The organism is Kocuria sp. CNJ-770 (assembly GCF_001942375.1).
GTDB classification, from domain to species: domain Bacteria; phylum Actinomycetota; class Actinomycetes; order Actinomycetales; family Micrococcaceae; genus Kocuria; species Kocuria oceani.
In genome coordinates, this window is the sequence record NZ_MKJW01000144.1 from 21,934 (window position 1) to 38,883 (window position 16,950).

Consider the following 16,950-nt stretch of genomic DNA (forward strand, 5'->3'; position numbering starts at 1 on the left):
GGCAGCACCCGAGCGACCCGGTGGACCACGCATCGGCGCATTCCCGCGGTCTCGCACCGGACGGTGGATGCCGGAGCGCCGTCCTCGGGGGCGTCGCGCGTTCGCCACCCGGGCGCTGCGGGGCTCGCAGAATCTTAGGGATCTTGAGGATTGCGCAACGCGAGCGAAAGGTGCAGCAGAGATCCTGAGCGGAGGCAGGACATCGGATGCGGCTCGGGGCGGGGCCCTGGGGCGTGCCGGGGAGATCGGGGGAGCCCATGAGCTGGACGGCCAGAGCGGAAGGTTCCGCCCCGGTGGGTGCCGCGGGTGGCGCCCCCCGGCCCCCGGGGTGGGTGGCGGGTCTCGACGCGACCCGCGGGCTGGTGCTCATCGGACTGATCTGCGTCGACGTCCTGCCCCAGGCCGTCCGCGGGGCCCACGGGGCGAGCTGGGTGTCCCTTGTCCTCCCGGGGTCTGCGGCGGCGCTGGTCGCCCTGCTGGCCGGGGTGGGGCTGGCGCTCGGCTGCGGGGGCCGGTTCCCGCACGAGGGCCGGTGGCTGGCCGCCGACCGGTTGGGGACGGCTGTGCGGGCCGTGCTGGTCGGCGGGGTGGCTGGGGCCGGGGCGCTGCTGCCCGAGGACGTCCCGGCGGGCGAGATCCTGGTCTGCTACGGGCTGCTCTGTCTGCTGGCGATCCCGTTCCTGCACCTGTCGGCGAGGGCCCTGTTCCTCGGCGCGGCGGTCTGCTGGGTCGTGGGTCCGCTGCTGGTGGCGGCCCTGCGGGCGCTGCTGCCCGCAGCCACCTCCTCCACTGCGGTCGCCGGCGTGCTGGAGGAGCCCGCGGGGGCCGTCGCACCGCTGCTGCTGACCGGTACCTTCCCGGCTCTGCCGTATCTGGCCTGTCTGATGGCCGGGCTGGGCGTGGGGCGGGTGCGCCTGCGCGACAGGGGGATCCAGCTGCGGCTGCTGGCGGTGGGTGCAGTACTGGTCGTCACTGCCCCGCACATCGGCCGCCCGCTGGGGACGGTCGCTGCCGGCCTGGGGGCGGGGCTGCTGGTGCTGGGGGGCTGTCTGCTGCTCTCGAGGGGGTCCGGGGCATGGGCGCTGCCGCTGTCGGCGATGGGCGCGATGGGCCTGACCCTGTACACCACCCACCTGGTGATGCTGTCCGTGGGGCTCCGCACCGACCCGTCCTTCCCCTGGTACCTCCTCCACCTGGTGGTCGCAGCGCTGCTCGCCCTGCACTGGCGCCGGGCACTGGGGCGAGGACCGCTGGAGCGGGCGGTCGAGGCGAGCGTGCACGCGACCCGCCGCGCCGTGCTCCGCCGCTCCCACCGAACATAAGCACGGGAGATGAGCACCGGGCAGGAGGGGCCGCCCCCGGCCGTGCTCACCACCGAGGGGCCCACCCTGACGGCTCCGGAGACCACCCCGACATATTTCAAGCGGCGCTTCCGGCCCGGCCTGCCGTTCACTAGGGTCGGCTGCGGGCGAACGCATAGACCCCGCCAGTGCGCCGTCCGCCCCTCCCGAGGTCCTCGCCGTGCAGCAGCACGGCCGGTTCCCCTCGGGCCCCCGTGCTTCCACGGACTCCGTGACGGAGTCGGGAGACCGGGAAACGGAGCACTCCACCGGACCTCTCACGCCTGCGTGAGGGCACCGGCCCAGCACACCACTACAACGACGTAGGGAAGCGCCATGACCACAGCACCCAGCATCCACTCCGGAACGACACCACCGGCACGGCCGGCTCCGCAGGAGATCGACGGCACCAGCCGGGCGACCCGGACCGGGCCCGCCGACCTCGGGGTCGAGAACCTCCGGCGTTCCCCGTACCGGTGGAGCGCCGAGCGGGAACGTCCCGAGGACGACGAGGCGGTCATCACCGCGGTGCTGGCCACCGTCACCCACCGGTCCTTCCGGGAGCGTCCCGAGGACGACGAGGTGATCCTCACCTACACGAGCGAGCCCGCCTGCCGGCACATGAGGTGAGGCCCGCGTGCGCGCTGCTCGGGCCACGCCGTCGCTCGAGCGGCGTGCGCCGGCCGGGTGCTCGACCAGCGCGTCGCCGCAGTCCTCGCCCAGCCCGTCGACGAGAGTGAAGAACCCCTAGGACGGGCCCGCACCTGCGACGACGCCCGCCCGCCGGGACCCTGAGAGCGGCGTGGACCCGGCCGGAGCCGTCCACCGAGCACCCTGCGCGGGGCCGGCGGGCGGCTCCGGCGGTGCCTCAGCACCGTCATGGCTGCGCCAGGTGGGTGTGCATGCGCACGCCTTCACCGTTGAAGATGCTGAGCACCTGTGCGGGGTGCCTGCCCGCGGCGCTCATCGCATGGGGCACGTGGGTGTCGAACTCGGCGGCTTCGCCGCGGACGAGGACCAGGTCCTGCTCGCCCAGCCGGAGCCGGAGCCTGCCCGTGAGCACGTAGAGCCACTCGTACCCGTCGTGCACCCGCAGCTCCGGCAGCGTGTCGACGGGCGGGTAGGTGATCTTGTAGGTGTGGATGGCGGCCCCTTCGGGGGCGAGGGGGGCGATGGTGAGCCCGTCGCGACGAACGACCGGGCGGCGCACCCTGGGATCGCGGGCCTCGGGCTGCAGGAGGTCGTCGATGCGGATCCCGAGCTGCCGGGTCAGGGGCACCAGCAGCTCCAGCGAGGCCTGGCGCTTCCCCGACTCCAGCCTCGACAGGGTGCTCGTGGACATGCCGGCCTGTGCCGCCAGGTCCTCCAAGGTCAGGCCGCGGGCGCGGCGTGCCGCCCGCAGCCGCGGCCCGACCTGCTCCAGTTCCCCGCTCACCATGTCTCCTCACGTCCTGCCGCCTTGCCACCATTTTGCCATTTCTGCAAGAAACTTTGCCACAGATCGGGCCTGTTGCGCAGACTCGGTCCATGGACGAGATGCAGTGGGATGTCATGGTGATCGGTGGCGGTGCGGCGGGACTGAGCGCCGCCCTGCTCCTGGGGCGGGCGCGCCGGCGCACGCTGGTGGTCGACGCGGGGAGTCCCCGCAATCGGTTCGCGGAGCACATGCACGGGGTGCTCGGCATGGAGGGGGTGTCGCCGTCCGAGCTGCTCGAGCGCGGACGGGCCGAGGCCTCGGCCTACGGAGTGCAGATCGTCCCCGGGGCGGTGCAGCGGGTGGATCCGACCGGGACCGGGGTCGAGGTGACGCTGGACGACGGTGAGTCGGTGCGGGCCCGGATGGTGATCGTGGCGACCGGGATGACCGACGAGCTGCCCGTGATCCCGGGGCTGGCGGAGCGGTGGGGCAGCACCGTGCTGCACTGCCCCTACTGCCACGGCTGGGAGGTCGCCGATCAGCACCTCGGTGTGCTCACGACCTCACCGCTGGGGCTGCACCAGGCCCAGCTCGTGCGGCAGTGGAGCGACACGGTGACCGTGTTCACGGCGGGACTCGGGCCCCTGGACGCGGCCGCCGAAAACCGGCTGCGGTCCCGTGGCATCGGCCTCGTGGCCTCCCCGGTCGTCGAGATCCTCGGTGGCTCCGAGGCCGTCGACGCGGTGCGCACCGCCGACGGCGCGCTGATCGCGGTCGACGCCCTCTTCACGGCCGGCGCCCCGCGGCCGCACACCGCGTTCCTCGACCATCTCGGCCTCGCCACGACGGACACGCCGATGGGCCGGTTCCTGGCCGTGGACGGGACGGGCCGGACCAGCAACGAGCGCATCTGGGCGGTCGGCAACGTCACCGATCCGGTCCTGACCGTCCCCATGTCCATCGGCGCGGGCGCCCGCACCGGCGGAGCTGTGAACGCGGCCCTGGTCATCGAGGACTTCGACCGCTCCGCCGCCCCCGACCGGGCGGCGGAGCCGGCCCCGGGCGAGTACTGGGAGGACCGCTACAGCTCCGCCGAGCGGATGTGGTCGGGGCGCGTCAACCAGGTCCTCGCCGAGATCGCCGCGGACCTGGTGCCGGGCCGTGCCCTGGACCTGGGGTGCGGCGAGGGCGCGGACGCGATCTGGCTCGCCCAGCACGGCTGGACGGCCACCGGCATCGACATCTCCGGCACCGCGATCCGGCGGGCCACCGAGGCCGCCCGTGCCGCGGGGGTCCCCGCCGAGCGGATCTCGTTCGTCGCCGCCGATCTCTCGACCCTGGGTGAGGGCGGCCGGTACGACCTGGTCACGGCCAGCTTCCTGCACTCGCCGGTCGCCCTGCCGCGCACCGAGATCCTGCGGGCCGCGGCACGCCACGTCGCACCGGGCGGGCACCTGCTGATCACCGGCCACGCCGCCGCTCCCGCCTGGGCGGACCTGCCTCCGGGGCACGAGCCGCGGTTCCGCACGCCTGCCGAGGAGATCGAGGACCTGGGCCTCGACCCGGAGCGGTGGGCGGTCCGCGTCGCCGAGACCCGCCCTCGGCAGGTCACGGATCCGCAGGGTCGGCCGGCGAGCCTCGACGACGCGGTCGTGCTCCTCCAGCACCACCAGCACCACCCAGCGGGTGCTGCTGCGGGATCCGGCGAGCGGCGCCGCTGACACAGGGCGGAGCTCGAGCACGTCGTCGTGTCCGGGCCCGCGGACACCGATGCCCGCACGTACCGCCGCGCCCCCGCCCACGGGCCGGGGGCGTCGTGACCTGGGCGTTTCTCTGTGTCCGTCGGTGAACACGCTTTTGCATGCACAGTTGAGAACCGCACGCCCGGAGTGCTCAGGTGGGGAGGACAGGGCCGAGATCGGGTGGGGACGCCGGCCGGCGTGGGGCGTCTGCGGGCGGAGCGGGTACGCCAAAAGATGTGGGCGGGACGCAGTGCGCCGCCCACGGCGCCTCGTCGGGGGCCGGGAAGCAGTCCCCGGGACCGTGGGACCCGCCCGGGCGGCGAGCGGAGAGGAGCCACAGGGACATGGTCTTCGCCGGGATGCTGCTGCTGACGGCGGCCCTGCTGCTCGTCCTCCTCCTGGCCCGTGCCACCGTGCTCGAGACGGTCCGCTTCCAGCGGCTCACCGCGATGGCGGTGCTGGGTCTGATCGTGGTCGCCGCGGCGATGTTCGCGGCCGGCCTCCTCGTGACCGGTGGTGCGGTCCTCGGGCTGCTCTGAGCGTGTCTCCGGCGGCCGCGGTCAGGAGGCGTTCCCGGCAGGCCGGGGCCTTGGCCGGAGCGAACCGGGAGGGCGCCCAGGTGCTCTCCGTGCCGTCGCGGTCTCCCGGCACGGAATCACCTCGATCGGGTGATGCCGGCCGACCGGGGGAGGCGGACAGTGGTGGTGATGGTCAACCCGTCCTGCGGGGAGCCTGCAGGACACCTACCGGAGGGAACAGTCATGGCGACCACCACGTTCGACCGGGACACCGGCCGACAGGACCACAGCCGCGGCGCGGTGGCCGGGACGGCCGCTGCCGGCGTCTTCCTGGCCCTGGTCGGGATCCTGCACGTGCTCCAGGGTCTCGTGGCGCTCTTCAACGACGAGTTCTACGTGTACGGCGAGGAGTACATCTTCACCTTCGACATGACCGGCTGGGGCTGGACCCACCTCATCGCCGGCGTCGTGCTCGCCGTGACCGGCTTCGCCCTGATCCAGGGAGCGCTGTGGGCGCACACGCTCGCGGTCGTCCTCGCGGGTCTGAGCATCGTCGTCAGCTTCCTGTGGATGCCCTTCTACCCGCTGTGGAACATCGTCGTCATCGCCTTCGACGCTTTCGTGATCTGGGCGGTCACCACGCGCAGACGGGAGCTCACCCGCTCCTGAGCAGCGTCACGGGCCGGCGGCCTCTCCTGGGCCGCCGTTCCGCGCGGGGGCGGTCAGGGGCTGAGCGAGGTGAGCACTCCGGTGAGCACCAGGACGAACAGCAGCAGGGCTCCTTCGGTGTGCAGCGCCGAGCGCAGGTCGTCCCGGGCCGCCGGATCGGAGCGGGCGCGCACCCGGGGGAGGAGCCTCCAGCGGTTCCAGGCGGCGACACCGACCACGCCGGCGACGACGAGGACCTTGAGCAGCAGCAACCGGCCGTAGCCGGTGGTCACCAGGGCCTCGGCGTCGCCCAGGATCCGCCACCCCAGGATCACACCGGCGACCGTGAGGGCCAGCACCGTCCCGGCGGCCACGGTGGAGAACCGCACCAGGGTGGCCGTGGCCTGGTGGACCGGGAGGTCCCGGGCCTGTCCCAGCACGGCGAGCAGCCCCAGGATCCCACCGATCCAGACGACCCCGGTGGCCACGTGCACCGCGTCGGCGGTGACCACCAGCCAGCTCGGCGCGACGGCGCGGCTGTGGCCCACGACCACCAGCGAGGCGACGGCCAGGGCCACCCCGCCCAGCGCCAGCCGGCCGGCCGGAGCGGCCCGGTCGCCCGCGGCACGGGGGAGGGCGCCCACGGCCACGACCGTGCCGACGCCGGTCATGGCCGCGGCCACCGCGGCGTCGGAGCCGATCGCGGTGCGCCACAGGCCCGGGTCGGCCAGGGCTATCAGGGTGGCTCCGCTCTGCCACATCACCGTGGCCGGGACGGAGGCCACGGCCCCGGCCGCCGCCGCGGCGGCCCCCAGGCCGGCCAGGGCGCGGACCCGCCGGCGGCTGCCCGGCGCCGTGCCGGGCGGGGCGGCCAGCAGCAGGAGGTCGAAGACGACCAGACCGGCCGCGGCGAAGATCCCGAGGTAGACCAGCGTCTGGGCGGCGTGGTGGGCCACCAGCGCGCCGTGCCCGGTGGGCGGCGTCGCCGGGGCGCCGATCGAGAAGGTGAAGGACCCGGAGATCGGGTGCCCGTCGGCCGAGGGCACCCGCCAGGTCACCCGGTGGGTGCCCTCGGCCGCGAGGGGCGCGGCCGGGGTGACGGCCACGGTGGAGTCGAGGGCTTGGACGTCCACCGGGAGGGGCTCGCCGGAGGGGCCCGCCACCTCGATGTCCTCGGCCGTGGCGCCGACGGGCTCGGTGAAGGACATCGTGACCGTGCGCGGCGGCTTCTCGAGGACCCGGGCGTCGGCCGGATCGGTGGCCGGCTGCTCCGTGTGGGCCGCGGCGGCCGGTGCGGCCAGGAGCGTCAGCAGCATCGCGGTCAGGGCGGTGAGGAGGGCCAGGACCATCCGGGGGGCCCTCCGCTCCTCGCTGCGAGGGCCCGGTGTGGCCCGGCCCGTCCTGGTCGACTGCATGGGTCGAACCCTAGTCGGCCGGACGGGCGCGGGGACGCCGCACCGGGTTTCCGCCGCGGCGTCACCCCCGGTAGGTTTCGGACCAGGGGCTCAGGCGGTGTGCCGGCCCGGGGCAGGGGGCAGCAGTGGAGGACAGCCGATGAGCCGGCGCGCGGCAGCGTGCTGGCTCCGGTCGCTGCTGGTCACCGCCGTCGTCGTCTCCCTGGCCGCCGCCGGACACCTGGCTGCCGGCGGCGCTCTTCCCCCCGCCCTGCCGATGCTGGGGCTGGGCGTGGGCCTGCTGGGCCCCGTGGCCTGGGTGGCCAGGCGGACGCTGAGCCTGCCCCGCGTGCTCGTGCTCCTGGGAGTCACTCAGATCGGGCTGCACGAGGTCTTCACCGCCTGGTCGACCCCCGCGGACTGCCCTGCCGGTGGCCACGGCCACCACATGCCCCCCGCACCCGGCCAGTCCTGCCTGCCCGGGGGCGTCCCCGGGATGGGCCACCACGGCCTGGACGAGTTCGGCGCGGCCATGCCGGCCGGTCACCTGGCGGCGGTGGTGCTCACCGCCGTGGCGATCTCGACGGCGGAGAACGCCCTGGAGTGGGCGCTCGCCTGGCTGCGGCCCCTGGTCGCTGTGCCGCACCCACCCCGTCTGCCCCTGGGATTCCGGCCGGGGGACCTTCCCCCGGCGGAGCGCCCCGTGCTGAGACGGCGAGGGCTGCGGCGGGACCGGGTGCGCGGGCCGCCCGTGCCGCGGGCGCCGAGGGGAACCTGCTGGGGATGACCCCGGCGGGGCGGTCCCGGGCGCCCGCCTGCCGTTGACCCCACGACTCCTCCTGCGCCGCCGTGTCCCGGCGGCGCGCACGAAAGGCCCATCGTCATGACGAACACCACTGCCCCGCGCCTGATCACCAGCACGTCCGTCCTCGCCGTCGCCGCCGGGCTGACGGCCCTGGGACTGTCTCCCGCCGCCGCCCACGTCTCGGCCACCTCCACCTCCACCGCCGCGGAGGGCTACGCCCAGGTCACGTTCTCCGTGCCCAACGAGTCCGACACCGCCTCCACGAACAAGCTGGAGCTCACCCTGCCCGAGAACACCCCGTTCGCCTCGGTGCGGACCAAGCCCGTGGAGGGCTGGAGCGCCGAGGTCACCGAGGAGCAGCTGCCGGAACCGGTGCAGATCGGGGAGGGCGCCATCACCGAGGCGCCCGCCACCATCACCTGGACGGCGGACGAGGAGCACGCGATCGAGCCGGGCCAGTTCCAGACCTTCACCATCTCGGTCGGCCCGCTCCCCGAGGAGGGGACCACCCTGCTGCTGCCGGTGACCCAGTCCTACACCGACGGCCGCTCCGTGGCCTGGGACCAGCCCATGGCCGAGGGGGAGGCCGAGCCCGAGCACCCGGCACCGTCCCTGACCACCACCGCCGCCGAGGCCGACGGCCACGGGCACGGCACCGACGACAACGCCGGGGCCGCCACCGCGGCCGAGGAGGCCTCCACCCAGGGGTCCGTCGGCACGGGGCTGGGCTGGGCCGGACTGGTCGCCGGGCTGCTGGGGCTGCTCGCCGGGGTCGTCGCCCTGGTGCGCACCCGTCGCCGCGGCTGACCTGCGCCCGGCGCGGTCCGGGACGGCACCCCGCGAGGCGCGGAAGCGCCCCGCAGGGGTGCCGTCCCGGTCGGGTCCGCTGCGCCGGCCGGTCCCGGGGCACCGCTCCGGGACCGGGCGGCGCGGCCCCAGGTGCGCTCAGAGCGTGCCCTGCTCCTCTGACCCGGCCGGCAGCGGTGCCATGGTGGTGACGACGACGGGCTGGGCGGTCAGGCCCTCGATCAGCGTGTTCAGGCGTGCGACCGCCGGCCCGGCGGCGTGGGCCGCGAGGTCGCGCTCGGACGCCCACTTCTCGAGCATCACGATCGACCCGTCCGCGGCGTCGTGGAGCGCGTAGAGCAGGCATCCCGGTTCGTCGTGGACCGCGGGAACGGCCGTCCGCAGGGCCTCGACGAGACGGTCCCGGGAGCCGGTGGCGGGGGTGAAGACTGCGGTGACGACAACGGTCATGATGCTGTCCTTCCGGACGACGGTGGATGGCCGAGCTGGCTGGAGCGACCACGGTAGCGCATCGGACGGGAAGCCCTGTCCGCCCGCACGCGCCGCCGGGCCCCGACGTGCCGTCCTCCCCGGGTGCTCCGTCGACCTGGCGCGGACAGCAGGGCAGACTGCTGTCCGGGAGCACTGCGCTGTTGTGCCACGACCGGGGAGGACACCCATGGACCACCGCCACCTCGTCGTCGGTGCCGGGCCCGTCGGCCGGGCTCTGGCGCACCAGCTCGTCGACCGCGGTCACGAGGTGACCGTCGTGACCCGATCGGGCTCGGCCGCCGTGCCCGGTGCCCGGTCGCCGGCGCTCGACGCCTCCGACGAGGACGCCCTGACCCGGGCGGCGGAGGGCGCCGGGGTGCTCTACAACTGCGCCAACCCCGGCGACTACACCCGGTGGGGAAAGGTCTGGCCGCCGCTGGCGTCCGCGCTGCTCGCCGCCGCCGAGCGCACGGGAGCCGTCTACGCGATGACGGGCAACCTGTACCCCTACGGCCCGGTCGACGGCCCGATGCACGAGGGGCTGCCGGACGCCGCGACGGATGCCAAGGGCCGGCTGCGGGCGGCGATGTGGCGCGCCGCCCGCACCGCCCACGACGAGGGGCGGGTACGGGTGGTCGAGGTCCGGGGATCCGACTACATCGGCCCGGGGGTCGGCTCGAACGGGCACATCACGCGCGTGCTGCCCGCGGCGCTGCGGGGCCGGCCGGTCACGGTGCTGTTCGCCAAGGACCAGCCGCACACCTTCACCAGCCCCGCCGACGTGGCGCGGCTGCTCGTCGCGGCGGCCGAGGACGACACCGCGCACGGGCGGGTGTGGCACGTGCCCAGCAATCCTCCCCGCACGCAGGAGCAGGCGCTGACCGATGTCCTGCGCGCTGCGGGCAGGCCGCCGGTCCGGGTGCGGGTGCTGCGCGATCCCGCGCTGGCCGGCGTCTCCCTGGTCGTCCCCGTGCTGCGGGAGATGCGCGCCCTGTCCTACCAGTGGGACCGGCCCTACGTGCTCGACGACGCGGCCGCCCGCCGGCACTTCGGCCTCGAGCCCACGCCGTGGGACGAGGTGTGCCGCAGCACCGCGCACGGCGTGCCGGACGGGCGCTGAGACCTCCGGACCGCCCCTGGGGCCCGTCACGCAGCCGTGCGGTGCCGTGCCCGCGTCCCGTGGGCGGGGGACCTCGGCCGCTGCTCCGGGGCCGTGGGCGGGGCGGAGCGGACGTGGCGGTGTCCGGCTCCGGGCGCGGGGCGTCGAGGTGCCCGGTGCCGGGCGGCCCCGTTGGGGAGGTCTGCGCCGCGCGAACGCGGCCCCGGCCGCAGCTCGTCGGCGGGAGCGCGCCGGGCGGGCGCGGCGGACCTCCCTTGTGGGGACACTCGCCGGTTTCCCCTCTCCGTGTGCCTTCGCACATGATGAAGTGGGTGTGCGACGCCGTCCCACACCGGTTGCTCCTGATCTTGTCCCCGGGATGGCCACGGGTGGTTGCGCGGACAGGGGAAGGACGCCACGGATGAATCCTGCGGTGCTGCAGACCGAGGACCTGGTGAAGACCTACGGCCACGGCCCCCACGCCTTCACGGCCCTCCGCTCGGTGAGCCTGGCGATCGAGGCGGGGGAGTCGGTGGCGATCGTGGGCAAGTCCGGGTCGGGCAAGTCCACCCTGATGCACCTGCTGGCCCTGCTGGACGCGCCGACCTCCGGGTCGGTGGCGGTGCGGGGCCAGGACGCCGGGTCCCTCTCGGTCCGGGAGCTCAACGCCCTGCGCAACACGATGTTCGGGTTCGTGTTCCAGCAGTTCTTCCTCACCCCGGGGCAGACGGTGCTGGAGAACGTGGTGCTGCCCCTGAAGATCGCCGGGGTGCCCCGGGCGGAGCGGCGCCGCCGCGGACTGGCGGTGCTGGAGCGGCTGGAGATGGCGGAGAAGGCGGCCAGCCGGGCCACCGACCTGTCCGGGGGCCAGAAGCAGCGGGTGGCGATCGCCCGGGCACTGGTCAACGACCCGTCCGTGATCTTCGCCGACGAGCCCACGGGAAACCTCGACTCGGCCACCGGTGCCGTGGTCCAGGACATCCTCTTCGAGCTCAACCGCGAGCGGGGCATCACCGCGGTGATCGTCACCCACGACGCGGAGCTGGCTGCACGCTGCGACCGCCAGGTGCACCTGCGCGACGGGCTGATCGTGGAGGCCCCGGCTTCCGTGCCGGCGGACCCGCTCGAGGCCGTCGTTCCCGCCGACCGGGACGAGGTCGCCCTCGGGGTCTCCGGAGGCGCCCGGTGACGTGGACCGACATGGTCGGCTCGGCCGTGGCCAGCACCTTCCGGGGCCGGACCCGCACGGTGCTGACCGTGGTGGCGGTCTTCATCGGCGCGCTGACCCTGACGCTGACCTCGGGCATGGGCACCGGGGTGAACCGCTACATCGACCAGACCGTGGCCGCCTTCGGCGACACGGACGCGCTGTACGTGCAGAAGTCCCAGCCGTTGCTGGAGCTCTCCACCGGCACCGGCCCACGGGCCTACGACCCGGAGGACACCCAGGTCGCCACGGGCTTCGGGGTCTCCTTCGCAGGGCTCTCCGAGGAGGACGTCACCACCGTGGAGGACACCCCCGGTGTCACCGAGGTGCACCCGGTGTACAACGTGGTCCCCACCTATCTGCGCGCCGACGGGGCGAGGTTCCAGCTCGCGCTCGGCATCCCGGTCGACGGCGAGGGCCTGCAGGTGGTCGCCGGAGCCACTGCCGCGGACGGGGCGGACGAGCTCGCGATCCCCGACAGCTGGGTCGCCGACCTGGGGTTCGCCTCGGCGGAGGACGCGGTCGGGGAGGTCCTGGAGGTGGTCATGACGAACATGGCCGGGACGGAGCAGGCCTTCGAGGCCACGGTCTCGGGTGTGACCCAGGCCAGCCTGGCCGGGGTCGCGATGAACCCGCTGCCCTCGACCTCCTTCAACGAACGTCTCTACGCCTACCAGATCAGCGGGGGGCCGGAGGAGGTGGCGGCCAGCTACATCATGGCGCGCGCCGTCATGGACGATCCCGCGCAGGCTCCCGCGGTGCAGGAGCGGCTGGAGGAGGCCGGCATGGTCGCCTCCACGGTCGAGGACCAGCTCGGGATGTTCCGCACCGTGATCGACGCCGTGATCTGGATCCTCAACACGTGCGCGGTGATCGCCCTGCTGGCGGCGAGCCTGGGCATCGTCAACACGCTGCTGATGTCCGTGCAGGAGCGCACCCGCGAGATCGGGCTGATGAAGGCCCTGGGCACCAGCGGGGCGAAGGTCTTCGGGCTGTTCTCCCTGGAGGCGGTGTTCATCGGCCTCCTCGGCGCGGTCCTCGGCGTGACCACCGCGGTGGTGGCCGGGTCCTGGGTGGCCCGGTGGCTGGCCGAGGGGTTCCTGGCGGGGCTGCCGGGGCTGTCCCTGTTCGTCTTCCGGGCTCCGGAGATCGCACTGATCGCCGTGGCCGTGCTCACGATCGCCTTCGCGGCCGGCACGATCCCGGCCGTCCGGGCCGCGGGCAAGGACCCCATCACCGCCCTGCGCCACGAGTGACCGCACCCACCGTCCGGCCCGCACCGTCCCGGAACTCCTCGCCGCGGGCCGAGCGTGCGGGTCAGGTGCGGTAGCAGTAGGAGTCGGAGGAGGCGTCCCCGCCCTGCAGCCGGATCTGGTGGACGCGCAGGCCGCGGAAGTCCTCCTGGTCGAGGAAGAAGTCCTTGTCGATCGACAGGCCGCCGGTGTCGGTGTCGGCGTCGATCTTGGCCATCCAGGCGCCGATCCCGTGCGGGTAGAGCTGGTCGTCCCAGGCCCCGTAGAGCGAGTTGGTCACGTAGACCCGGGTGCCGTCGCGGCTGGTCTCCACCATCTGCGGGCCGCCGCCGAGCCAGGTGTCCGGGGCGGAGGGGTGGGCGGCGCGGTCCCCGATCCCGCCCAGGCGCACGGACCCGGTCTCCCGCGGGTGGGCCGGGTCGGAGACGTCGTACTGCTTGAGCTCCCCGGTGCCCCAGCAGGAGACGTAGAGCCAGCGGTCGTCCACGGACAGCGAGATGTCGGTGACCAGGGGCGGCACCGCGCCGAAGGGGCGCAGGAACTCGGGCAGCTTCTCCGCCTCGAGCGGTTCGGCCGGGATGGAGATGACCTTCTCCGCGGTCCAGTCCCCGGACTCGGTGCGGTGCCAGTGGAAGATCGAGGCCGAGAGGTCCTCGGTGGAGATCACCGAGTCCACCAGCCCCCAGGTCGCCTCCGGGTCGTGGGCCGGACGCAGCTCGAGGGCCATCTGGTGCTCGGGCCCCAGCTCCACCCGCTGCAGGTGCCGGCCTTCGGCGAGGTCCCAGAAGTGCAGGGCGTGGCCGTACTCCTGGTTGAGGAGCTGCTCGGGAACGATGCCGTTCTCCACCATGGCCGGGGTGCCCCACTCGCTGGTGATCAGCGTGTTGTGCATCAGGTGCCACCACGCGTCGTAGGCCAGGTGCTGGGGGCCGCGGTCGGTCTCCCACCTGCCGATCACGTCGAAGGTGCTGTGGTCGAGCACCGCGATGCCGCCGGGTCCGCCGTCCCCGGAGGCGGTGCCCAGGCAGGAGAGGTACACCCCGTCCGGGCCGCAGTGCAGGGTGTGCGGGCGGGAGTACCCGGCCTTCTCTGCCAGCTCGTCGGCGGTGATCGTCTTGACCACTCGCGGATTCCGGGGGTCGGGGTGGGTGTCGGCAACGTGCACGTTGGACGAGCGCAATCCGGGCATCAGCAGGTACCGGCGGGACAGGTCGTCCATGTCGTGGCCTTCGTGCATCAGGGAGCTGCTGCAGGCGTTCCAGCCGAAGTGGTGCAGCTCGTCCCCGGTGCCGGGCATGTCCTCCCAGCCGACCACGGTGCCGTAGGAGTCGGAGTCCGGGTCGAGGTCGATCACGCTCAGCGCGTCCGGGCGCTGGGCGTCGTGGTCGAAGGCCACCACGTAGGCCAGTGTCTCCCGCGGGGCCGCGATGGCCTGGGTCGGGGAGCGGTAGAACGTGGGATCCATCGCCGGGACCGCTTCGGCGTCGGACCCGTGGTCGTGGCCGGTGGAGTGGTGGTCGTGCTCGGAGGAGTTCATCGGACCTCCCTTGCTGGGGGCGGGCGGGTGGATGCCGGGTGCTCCGTCCCGGGTCTCCCGAGGAGGGGCGGCCGGCACGGCACCAGTCTTCCACCCCGTCAGCGAGTAGACCAGGTCACACGTCGTCCTTCCAGGCCTCGGCTCCGACGTCCAGCCACACGGCGTGGTCGGGCGGCAGCTGCCCGTCGCCGAGCGGGCCGCTGGCCAGCAGCACCTCGGCACCGGCGGGCAGAGGGACCTCGGCGCCGGAGAGGTTGACCAGGCAGCGGAACCCGGCGCCCCGGCCGTAGGCCAGGCACCCGGACGGGGCCTCCGCCCAGGCGAAGTCGGTGGTGGCCAGTCCGGGGTGGGCCCGCCGGATCCGCAGCGCACGCCGGTACAGCTCGAGGGTCGAGCCGTCCACCCCGTCCTGGGCCTCGACCGACAGCTCCCCGAAGTGCTCCGGCTGGGGCAGCCACGCGCCGCCCTCGCCGAAGCCGAAGGAGCCGCCGGACCGGGTCCAGGGCAGCGGGACGCGGGCGCCGTCGCGGCCCTTGAGCCTGTGGCCGGTGCGGTGCCAGACGGGGTCCTGCAGGTGCTCGTGGGGGATGTCGGGCACCTCGGGCAGGCCGAGCTCCTCGCCCTGGTAGAGGTAGGGCGAGCCCGGCAGGGCCAGCATCATGAGGGTGGCCGCCCGCGCCCGGTCCAGTCCCAGCCGGGAGTCGAGCACGGGGTGGCGCCCGTCGGCGAGCAGCCACGCGTCCGGGTCGGTGTCCTCGGGCAGGGCCAGGCGGGAGGCGTGACGGGGGACGTCGTGGTTGGACAGCACCCAGGTGAGGCCGCCGCCGGCTCCCGTGTGGCCGGCGAAGGCTGGTCGATCACGTCCACGAACTGGTCCCGGTCCCACCGGGACTTCAGCAGGGAGAAGTCGAAGACCTGCCCGAGCTCGGTGGGGCGGGCGTAGAGCCAGGTCCGCTCGTTGGCCGGGTGCCACGTCTCGGCCACCGCCATCCGCGGGGGGTCGTACTCGTCGAAGACCTGGCGCCACTCCTGGTAGATCGTGTGCACCTCCTCCCGGTCGTAGAGCGGGTCGGTGCCGTCCAGCGGGAGCATGCGGTCCAGGGTGGGCTGGTCGCGCAGCGGGTGGGAGAGGTCCTTCGCCAGGGAGTGGGCCACGTCGACGCGGAACCCGTCCACCCCGCGGTCGGCCCAGAACCGCAGGGTGTCCTCGAAGTACCGGCGCACCTCGGGGTGGTCCCAGTTCAGGTCCGGCTGCTCCTTGGCGAAGAGGTGGCAGTACCACTGACCGTCGTCCACCCGCTCCCAGGCGGGCCCGCCGAAGTGCGAGACCCAGTTCGCGGGCGGGCAGGCGCCGTCGTCGCCGGTGCCGTCCCGGAAGATGTAGCGCCCGCGGGCGGGGGAGCCCGCCGGTGCGGCGAGGGCCTCCTGGAACCAGGGGTGCTGGTCGGAGGTGTGGTTGGGGACGATGTCGACGATGATCCTGATGCCCAGCCCGTGGGCGCCGGCCACCACCCGGTCGAAGTCGTCGAGGGTGCCCAGCCGCGGGTCGACGTCGCGGTAGTCGCTGATGTCGTAGCCGCCGTCGGCCAGCGGGGAGGGGTAGAAGGGGCTGAGCCAGATCGCGTCCACCCCCAGCTCGGCGAGGTACGGCAGGCGGGAGAGCAGCCCGCCCAGGTCCCCGAGACCGTCACCGTCGGAGTCGGCGAAGGACCGGGGGTAGACCTGGTAGACGACCGCCGTCCGCCACCAGTCCGGATCGGGGGCGGCCGGGAGCGGGGCGAGGGAAGAGGACATCGGGACTCCGTCCGTGGAAGAGGGGGAAGGTGCGGCGGCAGGCAGGTGCGGGTGCGGACCGGCCGCGGTGGTCGCCGGCGGTCCGCACCGGCTCAGCCCTTGACCGAGCCGGCGAGCATGGCCTTGACGATGTGGCGCTGGAAGAAGAGGAACACCAGGATCATCGGGGCCATGATGAGCAGGGACCCGGCGTTGAGCAGGACCACGTCGGTGGAGTACTGGCCGACGAAGTTCTGCAGGGCACCGGCCATGGTGCGCTTGGCCGGGTCGTCCATCAGCACGATGGCCAGCAGGAACTGGTTCCAGGTGGAGATGAACATCAGCAGCCCCAGGGAGGCGATCGCGGGCAGGGCCAAGGGCAGGTGGATGGCCCGGAAGGACTGCCAGGTGCTGGCCCCGTCCATGCTGGCGGCCTCGGAGAGCTCGGCGGGTGCGTTGAGGAAGTGGGCGCGCATCCAGAACACGGCGAAGGGCATGTTCAGCCCGATCAGCGGCAGGATCAGCCCCAGGCGGGTGTTGAGCAGGCCCATCTCGCGGATCTGGTAGTACAGCGGGACGATCGTGACCTCGAACGGCAGGGTCAGCCCCAGCAGCAGCAGCACGAAGAGGATCGACCCACCGGGGATGCGCAGCTGGCCCAGGGCGTAGCCGGCCATGGTCGCCAGCAGCACCCCGAGGGGCACCACGCCCAGCACGAGCAGGAAGCTGGAACCGGCCAGGGTGGTGATGTCGGCGACGTTCCAGGCGTCGATGAAGTTGTGCCACTGCGGGTCCGCCGGCCAGCTCAGCCCCAGCGGCACGGACCCTGGGGCTGCAGGGCGGTGAAGAACATGCTCAGCAGCGGGAAGACGGAGAAGGCCATGGCCAGCAGCAGCAGGGCCACTCCGGGGATCTGGGTGCTTTTGGAGGTTCTCATGC

Annotated in this window: 16 protein-coding genes and 1 pseudogene; 10 read left to right on the plus strand and 7 right to left on the minus strand. The window is 73.7% G+C overall.

Annotated features, from left to right (window positions below):
- Window positions 1-332 precede the first annotated feature (332 nt).
- Both BJF77_RS17130 and BJF77_RS17135 read left to right on the plus strand, forming a co-directional pair.
- On the plus strand, window positions 333-1,322 hold the full coding sequence (locus BJF77_RS17130) for a heparan-alpha-glucosaminide N-acetyltransferase domain-containing protein (RefSeq protein ID WP_075872963.1): 990 nt from the start codon (window positions 333-335) through the stop codon (window positions 1,320-1,322).
- Between the two features lie 354 nt (window positions 1,323-1,676).
- Window positions 1,677-1,970: a hypothetical protein gene (locus BJF77_RS17135; protein ID WP_075872926.1), complete on the plus strand. Its 294-nt coding sequence runs from the start codon at window positions 1,677-1,679 to the stop codon at window positions 1,968-1,970.
- Between the two features lie 247 nt (window positions 1,971-2,217).
- On the opposite strand, the gene BJF77_RS17140 is transcribed toward BJF77_RS17135, so the two are convergent.
- Entirely contained in the window at window positions 2,218-2,778 is a 561-nt protein-coding gene (locus BJF77_RS17140; protein WP_075872927.1) for a helix-turn-helix domain-containing protein, read from the minus strand.
- Window positions 2,779-2,867: 89 nt separating this feature from the next.
- On the opposite strand from BJF77_RS17140, the gene BJF77_RS17145 reads away from it, so the two are divergent.
- From BJF77_RS17145 to BJF77_RS17155, 3 genes are all read left to right on the plus strand, one after another.
- Window positions 2,868-4,478: an FAD-dependent oxidoreductase gene (locus BJF77_RS17145; RefSeq protein ID WP_075872928.1), complete on the plus strand. Its 1,611-nt coding sequence runs from the start codon at window positions 2,868-2,870 to the stop codon at window positions 4,476-4,478.
- A gap of 365 nt (window positions 4,479-4,843) precedes the next feature.
- A complete protein-coding gene (locus tag BJF77_RS17150) occupies window positions 4,844-5,038 on the plus strand; it encodes a hypothetical protein (RefSeq protein WP_075872929.1) in 195 nt (64 codons plus the stop codon).
- Window positions 5,039-5,260: 222 nt separating this feature from the next.
- Entirely contained in the window at window positions 5,261-5,686 is a 426-nt protein-coding gene (locus BJF77_RS17155) for a hypothetical protein (protein ID WP_047802598.1), read from the plus strand.
- Between the two features lie 53 nt (window positions 5,687-5,739).
- Here BJF77_RS17155 and BJF77_RS17160 read toward each other — a convergent pair whose 3' ends face one another.
- Complete coding sequence (locus BJF77_RS17160) at window positions 5,740-7,014, minus strand: CopD family protein (RefSeq protein ID WP_075872930.1); 1,275 nt, start codon at window positions 7,012-7,014, stop codon at window positions 5,740-5,742.
- Window positions 7,015-7,219: 205 nt separating this feature from the next.
- On the opposite strand from BJF77_RS17160, the gene BJF77_RS17165 reads away from it, so the two are divergent.
- Together BJF77_RS17165 and BJF77_RS17170 are read left to right on the plus strand one after the other, a co-directional pair.
- A complete protein-coding gene (locus BJF77_RS17165) occupies window positions 7,220-7,846 on the plus strand; it encodes a hypothetical protein (RefSeq protein ID WP_075872931.1) in 627 nt (208 codons plus the stop codon).
- Window positions 7,847-7,942: 96 nt separating this feature from the next.
- Entirely contained in the window at window positions 7,943-8,671 is a 729-nt protein-coding gene (locus BJF77_RS17170; RefSeq protein ID WP_075872932.1) for a YcnI family protein, read from the plus strand.
- A gap of 138 nt (window positions 8,672-8,809) precedes the next feature.
- Here the strand turns inward: BJF77_RS17170 and BJF77_RS17175 are convergent, their stop codons facing one another.
- The gene (locus BJF77_RS17175) at window positions 8,810-9,121 is read right to left on the minus strand and encodes a putative quinol monooxygenase (RefSeq protein WP_075872933.1); all 312 of its coding nucleotides are present in this window, start codon (window positions 9,119-9,121) and stop codon (window positions 8,810-8,812) included.
- A 208-nt stretch (window positions 9,122-9,329) separates the two neighbouring features.
- On the opposite strand from BJF77_RS17175, the gene BJF77_RS17180 reads away from it, so the two are divergent.
- The 3 genes from BJF77_RS17180 to BJF77_RS17190 all read left to right on the plus strand — a co-directional run bounded on the left by BJF77_RS17180 (window position 9,330) and on the right by BJF77_RS17190 (window position 12,704).
- Window positions 9,330-10,262, plus strand: coding sequence for an NAD-dependent epimerase/dehydratase family protein (locus BJF77_RS17180; RefSeq protein WP_075872934.1), 933 nt, complete (start codon window positions 9,330-9,332; stop codon window positions 10,260-10,262).
- 400 nt (window positions 10,263-10,662) lie between these two features.
- Window positions 10,663-11,430 (plus strand): ABC transporter ATP-binding protein, encoded by a 768-nt coding sequence (locus BJF77_RS17185; RefSeq protein ID WP_083665235.1) that lies wholly within the window; start codon window positions 10,663-10,665, stop codon window positions 11,428-11,430.
- The gene (locus tag BJF77_RS17190; protein WP_075872935.1) at window positions 11,427-12,704 is read left to right on the plus strand and encodes an ABC transporter permease; all 1,278 of its coding nucleotides are present in this window, start codon (window positions 11,427-11,429) and stop codon (window positions 12,702-12,704) included. The genes BJF77_RS17185 and BJF77_RS17190 overlap by 4 nt, the downstream gene beginning before the upstream one ends.
- Window positions 12,705-12,765: 61 nt before the next feature.
- Here BJF77_RS17190 and BJF77_RS17195 read toward each other — a convergent pair whose 3' ends face one another.
- The 4 genes and pseudogenes from BJF77_RS17195 to BJF77_RS22900 all read right to left on the minus strand — a co-directional run bounded on the left by BJF77_RS17195 (window position 12,766) and on the right by BJF77_RS22900 (window position 16,948).
- Window positions 12,766-14,238, minus strand: a complete 1,473-nt coding sequence (locus BJF77_RS17195; RefSeq protein WP_083665236.1) for a selenium-binding protein SBP56-related protein — start codon at window positions 14,236-14,238, stop codon at window positions 12,766-12,768.
- Between the two features lie 115 nt (window positions 14,239-14,353).
- Window positions 14,354-16,032: pseudogene (locus BJF77_RS17200) on the minus strand (glycoside hydrolase family 13 protein).
- A 92-nt stretch (window positions 16,033-16,124) separates the two neighbouring features.
- Complete coding sequence (locus BJF77_RS17205) at window positions 16,125-16,832, minus strand: carbohydrate ABC transporter permease (RefSeq protein WP_369821439.1); 708 nt, start codon at window positions 16,830-16,832, stop codon at window positions 16,125-16,127.
- Complete coding sequence (locus BJF77_RS22900; RefSeq protein WP_369821440.1) at window positions 16,817-16,948, minus strand: hypothetical protein; 132 nt, start codon at window positions 16,946-16,948, stop codon at window positions 16,817-16,819. The genes BJF77_RS17205 and BJF77_RS22900 overlap by 16 nt, the downstream gene beginning before the upstream one ends.
- Between the last annotated feature and the right edge of the window lie 2 nt (window positions 16,949-16,950).